General features: G+C 65.6%; 12 protein-coding genes. 2 read left to right on the top strand and 10 right to left on the bottom strand.

Going from position 1 to position 13708, the window contains the following annotated elements; all coding sequences use genetic code 11:
* The first annotated feature begins 64 nt into the window (after positions 1-64).
* The gene (locus SynM161_RS07555; RefSeq protein ID WP_186540659.1) at positions 65-259 is read left to right on the top strand and encodes a hypothetical protein; all 195 of its coding nucleotides are present in this window, start codon (positions 65-67) and stop codon (positions 257-259) included.
* A gap of 20 nt (positions 260-279) precedes the next feature.
* Here the strand turns inward: SynM161_RS07555 and SynM161_RS07560 are convergent, their stop codons facing one another.
* The 5 genes from SynM161_RS07560 to SynM161_RS07580 all read right to left on the bottom strand — a co-directional run bounded on the left by SynM161_RS07560 (position 280) and on the right by SynM161_RS07580 (position 8001).
* A complete protein-coding gene (locus SynM161_RS07560; protein ID WP_186540661.1) occupies positions 280-528 on the bottom strand; it encodes a hypothetical protein in 249 nt (82 codons plus the stop codon).
* Positions 528-2309: a DEAD/DEAH box helicase gene (locus SynM161_RS07565; RefSeq protein ID WP_115162210.1), complete on the bottom strand. Its 1782-nt coding sequence runs from the start codon at positions 2307-2309 to the stop codon at positions 528-530. Before SynM161_RS07565 ends, SynM161_RS07560 begins: the two co-directional genes overlap by 1 nt.
* 103 nt (positions 2310-2412) lie before the next feature.
* A complete protein-coding gene (locus SynM161_RS07570; protein WP_186540662.1) occupies positions 2413-2754 on the bottom strand; it encodes a phosphomannose isomerase type II C-terminal cupin domain in 342 nt (113 codons plus the stop codon).
* 13 nt (positions 2755-2767) lie between these two features.
* The gene (locus SynM161_RS07575; RefSeq protein ID WP_186540664.1) at positions 2768-4348 is read right to left on the bottom strand and encodes an ATP-dependent RecD-like DNA helicase; all 1581 of its coding nucleotides are present in this window, start codon (positions 4346-4348) and stop codon (positions 2768-2770) included.
* Positions 4345-8001: a UvrD-helicase domain-containing protein gene (locus tag SynM161_RS07580; RefSeq protein WP_255441742.1), complete on the bottom strand. Its 3657-nt coding sequence runs from the start codon at positions 7999-8001 to the stop codon at positions 4345-4347. The genes SynM161_RS07575 and SynM161_RS07580 overlap by 4 nt, the downstream gene beginning before the upstream one ends.
* A gap of 198 nt (positions 8002-8199) precedes the next feature.
* On the opposite strand from SynM161_RS07580, the gene SynM161_RS12105 reads away from it, so the two are divergent.
* Entirely contained in the window at positions 8200-8370 is a 171-nt protein-coding gene (locus SynM161_RS12105) for a hypothetical protein (protein ID WP_006851171.1), read from the top strand.
* Here the strand turns inward: SynM161_RS12105 and SynM161_RS07590 are convergent.
* From SynM161_RS07590 to SynM161_RS07610, 5 genes are all read right to left on the bottom strand, one after another.
* A complete protein-coding gene (locus tag SynM161_RS07590; protein WP_186540666.1) occupies positions 8367-11609 on the bottom strand; it encodes an exodeoxyribonuclease V subunit gamma in 3243 nt (1080 codons plus the stop codon). The two genes, SynM161_RS12105 and SynM161_RS07590, sit on opposite strands and share 4 nt — an antisense overlap.
* Positions 11603-12223 carry a metallophosphoesterase gene (locus SynM161_RS07595; protein WP_186542607.1) on the bottom strand — a complete coding sequence of 207 codons (621 nt, stop codon included), beginning with the start codon at positions 12221-12223 and terminating at the stop codon, positions 11603-11605. The genes SynM161_RS07590 and SynM161_RS07595 overlap by 7 nt, the downstream gene beginning before the upstream one ends.
* 67 nt (positions 12224-12290) lie before the next feature.
* Positions 12291-12626 (bottom strand): hypothetical protein, encoded by a 336-nt coding sequence (locus tag SynM161_RS07600; protein WP_186540668.1) that lies wholly within the window; start codon positions 12624-12626, stop codon positions 12291-12293.
* Entirely contained in the window at positions 12626-12946 is a 321-nt protein-coding gene (locus SynM161_RS07605; protein WP_114987831.1) for an MgPME-cyclase complex family protein, read from the bottom strand. Before SynM161_RS07605 ends, SynM161_RS07600 begins: the two co-directional genes overlap by 1 nt.
* Positions 12943-13692, bottom strand: coding sequence for a pyridoxine 5'-phosphate synthase (locus SynM161_RS07610; protein WP_186540670.1), 750 nt, complete (start codon positions 13690-13692; stop codon positions 12943-12945). The genes SynM161_RS07605 and SynM161_RS07610 overlap by 4 nt, the downstream gene beginning before the upstream one ends.
* Positions 13693-13708 lie beyond the last annotated feature (16 nt).

The raw sequence follows: 13708 nt of genomic DNA on the forward strand, positions 1-13708 counted from the left end.
GCGAAGACTCGCCAGCAACCGAGCCATCCACTCCATTGTCAGAAGACCCTGACGCAGGAGAGAGATGACATTCGACGGCCTTTGTTTCCAAGCCCTGGCTTGGACCGCCGACGGAGAACTGGATCCGCTGGACAAGCTTGTGCTGCTCAACAACTTGATCCGGCAAGCCACGCCGAGCGAGCAGATCGAGCTGATTCAGGTGGTGGAAAAATTAGCCCTGCTTCAGCCGGAGACCACCGTTCAGGTGAGCCATCTCTGACGGTTTTTGATCCCCGGAGATCAGAGGCCGTAGGTCTCGGCAGCGTTGTCCTTGCAGGTGGCCTGGGCCGTCTGAATCCCCGCCCCGTTCTGCACCTCGGCGAGAAAACAACGGCAGGTGTCATCCACCATTCCCTCCGGAGGAACGGTCCCAGCCCTATGAAGCTCGGCCTTAACGGCCGTTTTGCAGAACTGAGTGATCAAGCTGTTGTCCGAGGCTGAAGCAGCCAGGGGAGCCGACATCAGACCAACGGCCAACAGCACACGCATCAAGAGGCCTTGCTGATTTGCAGTTCGCGGTTCATCACGCGCAGGCGCTGAAGGCTGTTGAACACATCTTCCGGCATGCCCTTGGGAAGATCCACCAGGCTGTGATTGTCAAAAATCTGGATGCGGCCGATCATCCGGCCCTGCAGACCGGTCTCGCCGGCGATGGCACCCACCAGGTTTCCGGGTTTGACCCGATCGCGGTGACCCACCTCAACGCGGTAGCGCTGCATGTTCTCCTCAGGAGCCCGTGCCGGACGCTCGCGCCGTTCACGGCGGTCCCCTGAATGGCGATCGCGGTCGCGGTCGTTGCGACGGGTGTTCTGAATCCAGTCGTCGTCGCCCTTGCGGAGCAGGGCATCAGGGCCGATGGCCAGGTTGAGCGCCGCCATGGCCAGCTGCTCGGGGCTGAGCTCAAGCTCCGTGGCCACCCGCTGCATCAACTCCTGGAGCAGGGCCGCTTCATCGGCATCAGGGCGTTGGGATTGGGCCGCATCACTCAAACGCTTGCGCAGGCGGTCCAGCCGTCCCTGGTTGATGGCCGTGTTGCCGGGCACCTCCATCGCTTCGATCGGTTGGCCCGTGGCGCGCTCGAGGTTGCGGATGAAACGGCGTTCCCGTGGAGTCACGAACAGAACCGCTTCGCCGGTGCGCCCAGCCCGGCCCGTCCGGCCAATGCGGTGCACGTAGGCCTCGCTGTCGAACGGCATGTCGTAGTTGATCACAAGGCCGATGCGCTCCACATCGAGACCCCGTGCTGCAACGTCGGTGGCCACAAGGATGTCGACCGATCCACTGCGCAGCCGCTCCACGGTGCGTTCCCGTTGGTTCTGGGGAACATCGCCATTGAGCACCGCCACCTGATGGCCACCGGCCTCAAGGGTTTCGGCCACGGTCAGGGTGATCGCCTTGGTGCGGGCAAAGATGATCACACCCTCACCACCACAGGCATCGAGAACCCGCTGCAGGGCCTCGAGCTTGTGCGGCATCGGCACCGTGATCGAACGCTGGCGGATCCGCTTGCCTTCCTGATCCTTGGTGCGGATCGTGACCTCAGCCGGATCCTTGAGATAACGCTTGGACAGGCGACGGATCTCAGGAGGCATCGTCGCGGAGAACAGCACCACCTGACGCTGCTCAGGGAGCTGATCGAGGATCCACTCCACATCGTCGATGAAGCCCATGCGGAGCATTTCGTCCGCTTCATCGAGCACCAGGCTGCGCAGACCGCTGGTGTCGAGCGTGCCCTGACGCATGTGGTCCATCACCCGGCCGGGGGTGCCCACCACCACATCAACCCCGCGCCTGAGGGCACTGATCTGGGAGCGGAAATCCGTGCCGCCGTACACCGCCAGCACCTTCAGATGGGGATGGCCGGCGGAATAGGCCTTGAACGATTCGGCCACCTGCATCGCCAGCTCCCGTGTGGGGGCGAGCACGAGGGCCTGGGGGGTTTTCTGGCCGCTCTCGAGACGCTCGAGCAACGGCAGGGCAAAGGCTGCTGTCTTGCCGGTGCCGGTCTGGGCCTGCCCCACCAAATCGCGGCCGAGCATCAGCTCGGGGAAGGCCGCCTTCTGAATGGGAGAAGGTTCGCTGTATCCCTTGTCCGCCAGGGTGCGGAGCAGGGCCTCACTGAAACCAAAACCGGCAAAACCGGATTCCGGTTCAGCCGATGTGATGGTGGTGGTGAACACCTCAGCATTGGTGTTGGATTCCGGCAGATCGGACGCAGAAAGATCCACTGCGCAGGCGGAATCGTCGCGCTGCTGTTGCTGTTCAGTCATGAAGGTGGCTTCGCCTGATTGATCTCTGAAATCAGGCTCACAACCTCCCTGCAACGTAAGAGTTGCGCTCTGGTTGTGTTGCCTACGCTTCAAAGGTTGGCCATCAAGTTATCACCCGGCCGTAATCATCCTGCAGCCGTTCGATGTCGTCTTCCCGCAGATCATCACCGTGCTGAACTTCCAGAATCAGCAGATCTGACCGGTCTGCACGGGCGCGATGCACAGCGCCGCAGGGGATCGAGAGCATGACGCCCGCGCTGGCGGCGTGCCAGGTCTCTCCGCAGAGCAGAGCCCCCGAGCCAGACACCACGGTCCAACTTTCGCTGCGATGACGATGCCGCTGCAGTGATAACTGCTGACCGGCACGAACCAGCAGCCGTTTGACCAAATAGTTGTCCCCCTTGGTGAGCGATTCGTACCAGCCCCAGGGACGCTCAACCCGCATCAGTCCACCCGCGTCAGATCAGCGCCACCAGATCAAGGCTGGCACGGGCACGGGTGATGGCTGTGTACAGCAATCGGCGTTGATGTTCTTCAGCCGGGCCGTCCTCAAGAGGGTCTGGCCAGAGCACGATCACCCGATCCGCCTCACTGCCCTGGGCCCGATGGATGGTGAGCGCAACCGCCGGCTCCAGACGCCGCAAACGGGCTGGATGCAAACGGCGCACCTGCAACTGGCCGTCCGGATCCACCACCTGGAACAACAGGCGTCGTTCAGAGCCTGCCCCGATCACAACCCCGAGGTCGCCATTGGCCAAGCCGAGTTCCGGTTGGTTGCTGCCGCAGATCACCGGCAAGCCGATCGGCCAACGCTCGACCTTGCCGGCGGCATTGGCCCCCAGCAGCGTGCGGTGCACATCATCAAGGCTCCACGGCCCCCGGCGACGTGGACAGAGCAACAGGTCCTGCTCGAGCAACGCAAACAAGGGCCGGGACGCCGCCATCAGCTCCTGCTCGGTGCAGCGGTCGAGATCAACCGTCAGCGCCTGAAGCTGCTGAAGGCGCTGATTCCAGCGCTGGCGAACCAAGGCAGGGAAACGACGCAAGGGCCAGGGATGCACCTGAAGATTGGCCTGCTCAGGCAAGGCGGCCAGATCCGCGGCAAAGGCCTGCAGATCCCCCTGGCGCAGCTGTTGCGCCACCTGGGCCAGGGCACCGCGGTTGCGGTAGGTGCGCTCCAGATGCACGGCGCCGGCACCGAAACGGCCGCGCACGTCCGGCTGCTGAAGCCGATGCCAGACCGCTCCACTCCCCACCGGCGGCAGCTGGGCTGGATCCCCCACCAACAGCAGCCGGCACCCACTGGGCAACGCCTCCAGCAGGGCCTGGGTCAAGGCCAGATCCAGCATCGACATCTCGTCGATCACCAGCAGATCCAGCTCCAGGGGACGCTGGCGGTGCCTGCCGAAGCCACGGCTTCCGGCCTCCAACCAGCGGTGGAGGGTGCTGCAGGGCAACGGAGCCCGCTGCGCCATCACCGCCTCCCCCAGGCGCCGGGCCGCCTTGCCGGTGGGGGCCGCCAAACCGATGCGCAGGCCGGGATGGCGGGCTTCCGCCCGGGCCAGAATCTCCACCACCGTGCTGGTTTTGCCCGTGCCCGGACCACCGCTGAGCAGCACCACCGAGGCCTGATCCAGGGCGCGCACGGCGGCGCACTGTTCAGCGTTGAGACGATCCGACAGCTCGGGATCAGCAGCCTCGACGGGTTGAGGAAGCGGAGCCTTGGCCCGCTCCACCAGCTCAGCCACCACCTGCTCCATGGCCAGCAACCAGCGGCGCCAGCCCAGCCGATCACCCTGAAGCAGCAGGGGGGAGGCATCCCCCTCCAGCCATCCACTGGCTTGGGCAGCGGCCAGCCGCTCCGGCGTCAACGCCACCGTCAACTCCCCCTGCTCCAAGGCCAGCACCAGATCGCGGCTGAGCTCCTCCAAGGCGGAGCCATCAGCCCGGGGCGGGATCCGTCGCCGCAGGGCGGCATGGAGTCCGGCCGTGAAGCTGGAGGGCCAGGTGCTGGTTCCCTGGGGCAGCAGCTCCGTCACTCCGGCACCTCCCCCAGGGCTCGATCCAGGGCCGCGATGCGATTGAGCGGCACGGGTTCAACGATGCGCCCCGGCCCAACAGCATTTTCCGGAGAGGCAATCACCGCTCCGGGCATCCCCCGCAAGAAGCAGTAGACGTAGCCCCCCAGATGCTGCTCCGGGTCGTAATCCGGCAGCCGCCAACGCAGATGGCGATGCAGAGCCACCAGGTAGAGGTGGGCCTGCAGGGGGTAGTGGTGGTGCAACATCTGCTCCTCCATCGCCTCCTGGGAGTAGTGATGCGGACCACAAAGCCCCGGCTCAGCACCGGTGCGCCGTTCACCGATCCAGTTGCTCTTCCAGTCGAGAACCCACCAGCGTTGGTGCTGAGGGTCCTGGAACACCAGATCGATGGAACCGGTAAGAAACCCACGGCTGTTGATCGAGAGCGATGCCAGCGCCGGGCTGTAGGTGCGGCCAAAACGGGCCTCGGCATCACAGCCGAAGGCGGCCACCAGATCGGCCGTGCGCACGTGTTGCACCGGCAGATCAAAACTGAGTTCGGGCAGGCGCTGGTGCGGCCCCAGCCGATCCAGCGATAACGCACCCAGCGGTCCCCCCAGGGGCGTCTGCAACACCTGCTCCAACCCCGACAACACATCGTTCTGTAGATCGGGATCAAGCCCGGCCCGGCGCAACTCGGCGGCGATCAGCTCGAGCCGTTGGCGGGGCTCGGAGGCCTCCGCCGCAGAGAAGGGGAACTGTTCGAGGATCCGGTGCAGGCAGTCCCCGGCCCCGGCCCCACGCGGAAAGGCCGCCAGCGGCCCCGTCTCGGACCATGCCAGTTCTGTCGCGGCCAAGATCGATTCCTCGGCGCCGGGATCGCGATCACGACCCTGTTCATGCAGCTGAACGTCGTCGGATGAGGCAATCCAGGCCGAATAACTGGCCCGGCCCCAACTCCGGTCGATCCGCTTGGGGATGGAACCAAGGGCCAACGGCTCGGCCCGCAGCGGAGACCGCCAACGCTTGCCGCTGGGCTGGCTCTGGGCCAGGCCAGCGATGCTGATCGGAACCTGCCGCTCCGCCAGGGCTTGGCTCAGCCGCTCATCGGTGAGGCTATCGATCGCATCGCCAGCGGCCTCAGCACCGAACAACCAGGCGGGCAGGGGGGAATCCTCCTGGCCATTGGCCCTGGCCCAGATCAGAACCAACTGGGATTGGGCTCGGGTCATCGCCACATAGGCCAGCCGCTCGGCCTCGGCCGCAGCCTCCCCCTGCGCCTGTTGCGCCGCCTGCCAGCCCTCCCCCCAATGGACATCCACCCGCACCAGGCACTCTCCGGAGCGGGGGTCACGCCAGAGCGGACCGGACACGGCGGGGGGGGACTGCCAGAGGTAGGGGCAGATCACCACCGGATATTCCAGACCCTTGCTGCGGTGGACGGTGACCACGGCGATGGCGCTGTCGGCCTGATCGCTGTGGGGCTGACGAGCCTCAGGCACCGGCTGGCTGGGGTGCAACCGCTCCCTCCGCAACCAATCCGCAGCGGTGGCCACATCAAGCCCCTGGCGGTGCATCGCCTCCTGCACCAGCCGTGCCGCCTGCTGCAGATCCCCCAGCATCCGGCCCCGTTCCGACAGCCCCGCCATCTGTTCGCCCTTGAGCAGATCGGCCAGCGCCCCGAGCAGGCCCAACCGCGGCATCGCCTCAGCCAAACCGCGCAACTGCAGCGCCAGCTGATCCAACAGGGCCGGCTCCAGGGCATCGGGCGCGATGGTCATCAGTCCCGAGCAGGCCAGCAGACGCAAGCGAGCGTCATCGCCCGGTTCCGCCAGGGCATCGAGGAACCACTGCAACAGCAGGGCAGCTTCACTGTCGAGCACATCCCCCTGAGTCACCAGGCGGGTGGGGAGTCCGCAGACCCCAAGGGCGCGGCGCAGGTCTTCGGCCTGTTGATGACGACTCACCAGCACGCAGAGATCTTCGGGGGTGAGGTCGTCCCGTTGCTGCAGTTGCTCCAGCACCATCGCGGCGAGCCGCTGGGGCAGCTCTGCTTCCAGGGCACTGCGGCTGGAGGGCGCCTCGGTGGAGAGCAGCAGCAGTTGCAACGCCGGGGCATCCTGCGGTGGGGTGGCGGAGCTGCGGGGCTGCACCGCGGGCACAGGCAGTTCAGATCGAAGGAGACCCGGAGCCATCAAGCGGTTCAACCCCTCCATCAGCGGTGCCGTTGTGCGGAAGTTGTCGAGCAGGTGATCGATCCGCTCCACCTGATCCCGCGCTGCCATGTAGGTGGCCAGATCACCACCCCGGAACCGGTAGATCGCCTGCTTGGGATCCCCCACCATCAGCAGCAGGTGGCGTTCACCACCACCGAAGGCCCGCTGCAGCAGGCGCCACTGCACAGGGTCGGTGTCCTGAAACTCATCCACCATCACCGCCCGGTAGCGCTGTTGCAGCGGGGCAAGCCAGGCAACGTCGCCATCACCGGGGTCCATGGCGGCCAACAAACCGCCAAAGGTGATCACCCCGCGGCGTCGACGGCGGCGGTCCAGCTCCTGCAAACCCCGTTCCAGCAGGTACTGCCAGGTGCGCTCAATCGGTGCATCCCAGAGCGCCGCAACAGCGGCCTGCAAGGCCGGCGTCACCAGGCTGGGGTCGGTCTCACCGCACTTGCGCGCGACCTTGCACCAACTGCCGGGATGGAAGTACTCCTTCAACGGCTTCTCATGGGCGGCAATCTCCAGCAGTGACGGCACTGCGGTCTGCCCATGCAGCCACTGGTTGATCTGGGCGCAGCGATCGCTCTTGGGCTTGGCCGAATAAGGGGTGGTGGTTCCACAGCCCTGGGCTTTCCACTGCTCGGCCCCCTGACGGAACCCGGCATCCAGGGCGGCATGGTCCCGCTGCCAGAGCGGCACGAAGTCGTCCCAGAGCTGCGCCAGCCAGTGCTCCAGCTGTGGGGCGAGGGGCTGGTCGAGATCGATCGCCCCATCAAAGGCCCTGAACCGCGGCTGCTGTTCGCCATCGAGTTGCGCCAACCCCCTGCGCAGGGACTGGGGCGAGAGGCCGCGTTGACGCAACGCCTTGAACTGATCCGGCGGCAGGTTGAGCAGCTCCTGTTGCCACAGGTCCTGAACCACCTCGGCCTGGAGCGCGGTGGCGTCGGTGTCCAGCTGAGGCTCCATGGCCGCAGCGTTGCTGAGGGCCAGACGGCGCAGACTGCGGCGGCAGAAGCCGTGGATGGTGGTGATGTCGGCCCGGTCCAACTGCTCCAGGGCCACCAGCAAGCGCCGAATCCACCGCTGACGCGCCTCCCCTGGTTCGGAACCCGACAGCCAGTCCGCCAGGACGGGGTCTGGAGCGGAAGCCTCCATCCCCTGCTCCAGCTGCTCGAGACCCTGCAACGCCTGTTGCAGCCGCTGGCCGATGCGGGAGCGCAGCTCTTCGGCCGCCGCATCGGTGAAGGTCACCACCAACAACGCTTCGAGGGCGTGGTCGGCCTCCGTGATCAGCCGCAGGCAGAGATGCGCCAGAGCAAAGGTTTTGCCGGTGCCAGCGCTGGCCTCAAGCAGGCGGACCCCAGGGCCGAGGGGGTAGGTGTTCGCATCGAAGCGCTGGGCCATGGATGGAGTCTGCTCAACTTCGGCCTCAAAACCAGTGTTAACTTCCATAAAGCAGCCGGCGAAAGCTGCGAACTGGACTGGGTGTTGTCACACCCCAGAACAGAAGACGACCTGAGCGGGGGCCTGAAGAACCCTCGTTTTTTTTATGGGCTTGTGAACGGATGCAACCCAACCCTTGAGAGAACAGGGGCTTGTGCGGGTGCGGGGCCATCAGACCAACACGTTGGTGAAAGCCAACGGCCTGTTGTGTCCCCCGAACGTCGTCAGAAATTGGCCCAGCTGCTGGTGCGCAAAGCCGCCGCTGTTGAAAGCATCAACCAGGAACATCGGGCCTACTTCTTCCGCCGTCAGGCCGGCGAGCCCATGGTGATTTCCAACGAACGCATGCGCGAAATGCTCGACGAGCTGTTCGACTAACGCAGCTGGGCCAGAAGGGGGCCGTACAGCAGCTGACACGCCTCCTGGAATCCGGCCTCATCCATCAATTGCTCCGCAGCGATCTCCGTGCCGAAGCAGAGCTGCATCACCGGGGTGGCCCCTTCGTCCTGCCAGGTCTTGCGGAAGTCCTGCGGCCCCTCCCCCGGTTTGCGCCGGTCTTTGGCCACCATCTGCCAGCCGCTCTTCGGGGGGACCGGCCAGCACCGCTCCAGCCCCTGTTGCGCCAGCCGCGCCAGCTGCTGCAGCTGGTGCTCGGCTTCAGCCGTCGGCAACGCCGACCAGCGCAAGTGCACCTGGGCGCCGGCAACCCGGGTGCTGCGGGCCACCACCGCTGAGCCGGCAGCAGGCGCCAATCCCTCAGCGCACAGCAACAGATGCTGCAACCAGCCGCGCATCACCGCCGCGGCCGTGAGCATGCCGGGCTGCACCACCACCTGGGTGTTGCCGGCGTAGAGCAGGGGCATCGGCAGGCCGGCGAGCACAGGCACCTCCCGGCGGCAGGGACCAAGCGATGCCAGCTGCCGTTGCAGGGCCTGCCAACGCTGCTGCAGTTCCTCTTGCTCAAGGGCCGCACCAGCCCCCGCCGGCAGCACACCCTGGCCCGCCAGCGACGTCGTCCAATCCGGAGCCGATCCAAGAATGAACTGCTCCTCAAGCTCGTGGTTGAGCAGCAAATAGCGCTGCAGGCCCTCCAACTCGAGCGCCTCAAGATCCTCCACCGCCTCAATGCCTTCCCCAGGCCGCAACCCCCGTGCCTGCAACCAGGCCTTCTGGGGCTGCTGCATCCAGGCCAGCAAGGCTTCAGGGTCCAGGGCCAGGTCGTCTCCGTCACGTCCCTCGGCCTCGTCATTGTTGAGCTCCGGCTGCCAGAGCGATGCCCAGGCCAGCCCCTGGACCTGATCCGACACCGGAGCACGATCCAGGCAGCGCCGGGCCTCCAGCTGGCGGCGATCACAGCTGAGCGGCGCCTCGGGCCGAAAGTTCTCTCGGGATAGGGGGTTGGCCGCCGGCGTGATCAACAACCCCTCCGTGGAGGAACCGGCCCGTTGCAACTGCTCCTGCAGCACCGCAAGCCACTGTTCCACCGGCGCAGCAGGCGGCTGGGGCTCACCGGTGCGCTCCAGCCGGCCGCACCAGCTGATCAGCAGATGACGGCGTGCCGACATCAAGGCCTCCAGCAGCACGTAGCGGTCCTGGTCGCTGCTGCGGGGATCCCCCAGGCGCCGTTGCTGCTCGAGCAGGTGAAAGCCAGGGCGGCGGCTCGGGCGTGGAAAGTCGGCGCTGTCGAGGCCCATCAAAACCACCACCTTGTGGGGGATCGCCCGCATCGGCTCCAGGGCACTGATAGTGAGGGCGCCACTGCGGTGACCGAAGCGACCGCTGTCCACTGACAAGGCCTCCTGCAACACCTCCAAGGCCACGGCTGCATCGAGGTCCAGGGGGCAGTCTCGGGCCCGCAATCGCCACTCCTCAAGGGCCGCCGCCCAGCTCTGCGACTCATCGGCCCAGGCCCCACCCTCAGCGAACAGCTCCTGCAACAGGGTCTGCAGCAGCTGCACCCAGTCATGGCATGGCCGGGGCTGTCGCAGGCGATCGAGCATCCGCGCCAAACGGTCCAGCAGCGTCCACCAGCGCACCAGGCGATCCGGATCCAGCTCCTGCTGGAACGGTGCCGCCCCTGCTGGAGCCAGGCCCGGCTCCACGGGCAGCACCAAGCCCAGCAGCCAACGGTCGAGACACCAACGCAGGCTGTGCACCTCATCCCCACCCCGCTCGCGGGCATCCAAGCCCCAGCGAAAACCGCTGCGTTGCAGCGTCTGGGTGATCAACACCGCCTCCTCCGGCGTGAGTCCCTGCTGGCCCTGCAGGGCCGGATTGGCCAGCAGACGTTCCAGCCCCGTGGCGGTGAGGCGTGTGGCCGCCAGCTCCAGCAGCGTGAACATCGCCATCGACAACCCCGGACTGCTCTGCTGACTGCGGTCGGTGAGACGCCAAGGCAAATCGACACCGATGGCCGCCGTGTCGTTGAACACGGAGCTGAGCAGCGGTGCATAGCGCTCAATCTGCGGCGTCATCACCAGCACGTCGCGGGGCGCGAGATCGGGATCGGCCGCCAGCCACTGCAAGATGCGATCACGCACCAGTTGCACCTCCCGCCAAGGCCCCGGTGCCGCCTGAAACAACAGCGACTGATCGTCGGAGGAACGCTCCAGTGCGGGGACGCTGTCGGCATCCACCAGCTGCTGCTGAAGCTGATCGAGCAGGGTGGGTTGGCGCTCTTCCGCTGCGGCCATCTGCAGGGAACCTGCAAACAGATCCCCCTCGCGTCGCTCCCCCAACTGGGATTCACCGGAGCCCTCCAGCAACTGCTGAAATTCGGCACCCATCCGCCCAAGAACAGCCTCCAGGCGCGGCGCCTCCGCCAACCAGCCCCCGTCGGGCGGAACCAGCCAGTCATCCCCGAGCGAGGCACGCCGACTGCCGCAGCGCTGCCACAGATCCGGACACGGGGTGAGCAGGTAGATCTCCACCTCCAGCAGACCGGACAAGGCCTGAATCAGATCCACCTGCACCGGTGCCAGGGCACTGATGCCAAACAGCCGCAGCCGCTCCGGCAGCAGGGCTGGATCAACGTCTCCTCGCCGGAGACGATCTACGGCCTCACGCACCTGCAGCCCAAAGGGAGCCCGGGGAAGCCGTTGGGCCAGCAGTCGCCAGAGCACGGGCTGCCAGTCGTCATCTGGCCGCGGCCGTTTCCACTGCTCCAGTTGATCGGGGCGGTAGAGGGCGTAATCGTCCATGGCATCGGCGATGGTGCGTGCCAGCTGCCAACGGTCCCGCGTCAACCCCGAGGCGGTTCCTTCACGCTGGGTAAGCCAGGTCCGTAGCGGCTGGGCGACGGGCTGCTCCAACAGCTCCGGCAGCAGCTCGAGCACAGCCCACACCAGCTGGACCGCCCGCCAGGGATCGTCCTCCTGCGCGGGGAGATGCAGCACCTGGCGCACCAGCTGCCGCAGGCGACTACCCGGGAAGGGGAAGCGCACCAGGGAACTGATGCCGTTGGCCGTGGCCAGCTGTTCCCCCAACCATCGGCTGGTGGGCCAGGTGTTGACCATCACCTCCACCGTTTCAAGGGGGCCCGGCTGCTGCTCGATCAACTGACGGGAGAGCAAGCGAGCCAGAAATTCAGCCCTGTTGCTTCGATAAACCGTCAGCAAGGGCCAACTCCAGCCAGCACGGCATCGGTTGCAGCTCCTTCAACCTGAACGACCGCATCGGTTTGCGGGCAGTAGGCCGATAAACAACCGCCGTAGACCGCACCGGTGTCGATCAGAACAATCGCGCCAAGGCGTTCCACCTGGGGGCGGGGCGTATGGCCCACAACAGCCTGACCAAAACGACCGTCATAGGCCTCCCAGAAGGGATCACGAATGGAGAGATCCGGTTGACCCTCTGCATCGAACCCGGCATGGGTGGCGCACCAACCGTCACCGCGATAGACGAGCGGGAGCTGTTGCAGGCGCGGCAACCATTGGCGAGCGCTGCTGTCACCCAACTGGGCATAGGTGGCGTGCTGACTCAAGCCGTCCCTGGATTCCAGGGCATCAATGAGGTCTTGCTCATGGTTCCCGCGCAGCCATGTGGCACGGCCGGCCTGGACCAGATCCCAGACCAGATTCATCGTGGCGGGAATGGCCTCACCACGGTTGATCACATCCCCGCAGAAGACCAGATGGTCGTTCGGCGGCAGGGTGGCGAGCAGTTGGCATAGGGGCTGATGGCAGCCATGCACATCTCCAATCACCCAGTGCCGGCGGCTGTGCAGGTTCAAAGCAACAACCTGGAGATGTGTCAATTCTGATGCTCAGCCAGGCAGCGCCAAGAATCCGGCATGCAGATCAGAACAAACCGAGAAAGCGCTTGCGCTCCTTGGGTTGGATCGGGTCTGGCTTGGGTTTTTCGGGGGTTTCCCGGCGGTAGCGGGGCTTGGCATCACCAACGGTGACCAGGGGATCGTTGTTCTTGAACCAGATCCAGTCGCGAATCGGCGGCGTCTCCGTGAGATCACGGCGGGTCAGCCCCAACCCCAGCTTTGCTGAAGCCCCCAGCAGGATGTCCACCATCGCGTCCCCGTCGGGACAAGTGGCCAATGCCTTGTTGGTTTTCTCCGCACCATCGAGGGCCTGCACCAGGAGTGCAATGCGCTGCTGAACCGGAAGGGAACTGGGATTCATCAGACGGCACCGGCAAGGGCATCGGGAATCCCCGCGGAGGGAGCTTCAAAGGTGCCCACAGCCACATACTCCAAACGGAGTTTGAGGAAGGTGATGAAGGTGGGATCGGTGGACACCACAGCGGCAGCGGGCTGGGGAATGGTTGCCTTGAGCTCAGCCAGCTCAGGAGAAGAGAGGAAAGCCGGTTGCTTCACCAGCCAGAAATCGATGGTCTTGCCGGTTTCGGCGTAGTTGCGCTGACGCTCCCGCAGCACTTCCTCCAACGGCTCCTCCACGGTGAGGAAGCGCTCGCTGGCTGCAACGAAGTGATAGGTGGTCATCCGGGCGCCTGTCCGAAAAGGGGATCAAGGCGGGGATTCTGAACCAAGACCTTCATATCCCGCACAGCCTGTTGCAGTCCGACGGCGACAGAGCGGGCCACGATCGTGTGGCCAATGTTGAGTTCTTCCATCCCAGGGATGGCCGCGATGGGCTCAACGTTCTGATACGTGAGGCCATGGCCGGCATTGACCCGCAGACCGAGCTGCCGGGCGATGGCCGTCCCCTCCTGCAAGCGCGCCAGCTCCTGGGGCTGGGTGCTCCAGTCCGAATCGGCATAGCGCCCGGTGTGCAATTCCACCCAGCAGGCCCCCGTGGCTTTGCATGCCTGGAGTTGGGTGGCCTCCGGATCCACAAACAGGCTCACAGGTATCCCGGCGGCCTGAAGGGTTTGCACCATGCCCCCCAGGGAGGCCTCTTGTCCGGCCACATCCAGGCCCCCCTCCGTGGTGACCTCCTCCCGCCGTTCCGGCACCAGGGTGACCATGTCGGGCTTGATCCGCAGCGCAATCGCCACCATCTCCTCGGTGGCGGCCATTTCCAGGTTGAGGCGGGAGCGCACGGTCTGGCGCAGCAACTCCACATCCCGATCCTGGATGTGACGCCGGTCTTCCCTCAGATGCACGGTGATCCCATCGGCCCCACCGAGTTCGGCCAGCAGTGCCATCGACACCGGGTCTGGCTCGACGGTCCGCCGCGCTTCACGGATGTTGGCGATGTGGTCGATATTGACGCCGAGGCTGGCCATGACGGGGCAGTCGTTG

The organism is Synechococcus sp. M16.1 (genome assembly GCF_014279895.1).
Lineage (GTDB): Bacteria > Cyanobacteriota > Cyanobacteriia > PCC-6307 > Cyanobiaceae > Parasynechococcus.

Excerpts from the sequence above, each read along its gene's own strand:
- SynM161_RS07555 (WP_186540659.1), top strand. The coding sequence starts at position 65 with ATGACATTCGACGGCCTTTGTTTCCAAGCCCTGGCTTGGACCGCCGAC.
- SynM161_RS07580 (WP_255441742.1), bottom strand. The coding sequence starts at position 8,001 with ATGGAAGTTAACACTGGTTTTGAGGCCGAAGTTGAGCAGACTCCATCC.
- SynM161_RS07570 (WP_186540662.1), bottom strand. The coding sequence starts at position 2,754 with ATGCGGGTTGAGCGTCCCTGGGGCTGGTACGAATCGCTCACCAAGGGG.
- SynM161_RS07605 (WP_114987831.1), bottom strand. The coding sequence starts at position 12,946 with ATGACCACCTATCACTTCGTTGCAGCCAGCGAGCGCTTCCTCACCGTG.
- SynM161_RS07560 (WP_186540661.1), bottom strand. The coding sequence starts at position 528 with ATGCGTGTGCTGTTGGCCGTTGGTCTGATGTCGGCTCCCCTGGCTGCT.
- SynM161_RS07600 (WP_186540668.1), bottom strand. The coding sequence starts at position 12,626 with ATGAATCCCAGTTCCCTTCCGGTTCAGCAGCGCATTGCACTCCTGGTG.
- SynM161_RS07610 (WP_186540670.1), bottom strand. The coding sequence starts at position 13,692 with ATGGCCAGCCTCGGCGTCAATATCGACCACATCGCCAACATCCGTGAA.
- SynM161_RS07565 (WP_115162210.1), bottom strand. The coding sequence starts at position 2,309 with ATGACTGAACAGCAACAGCAGCGCGACGATTCCGCCTGCGCAGTGGAT.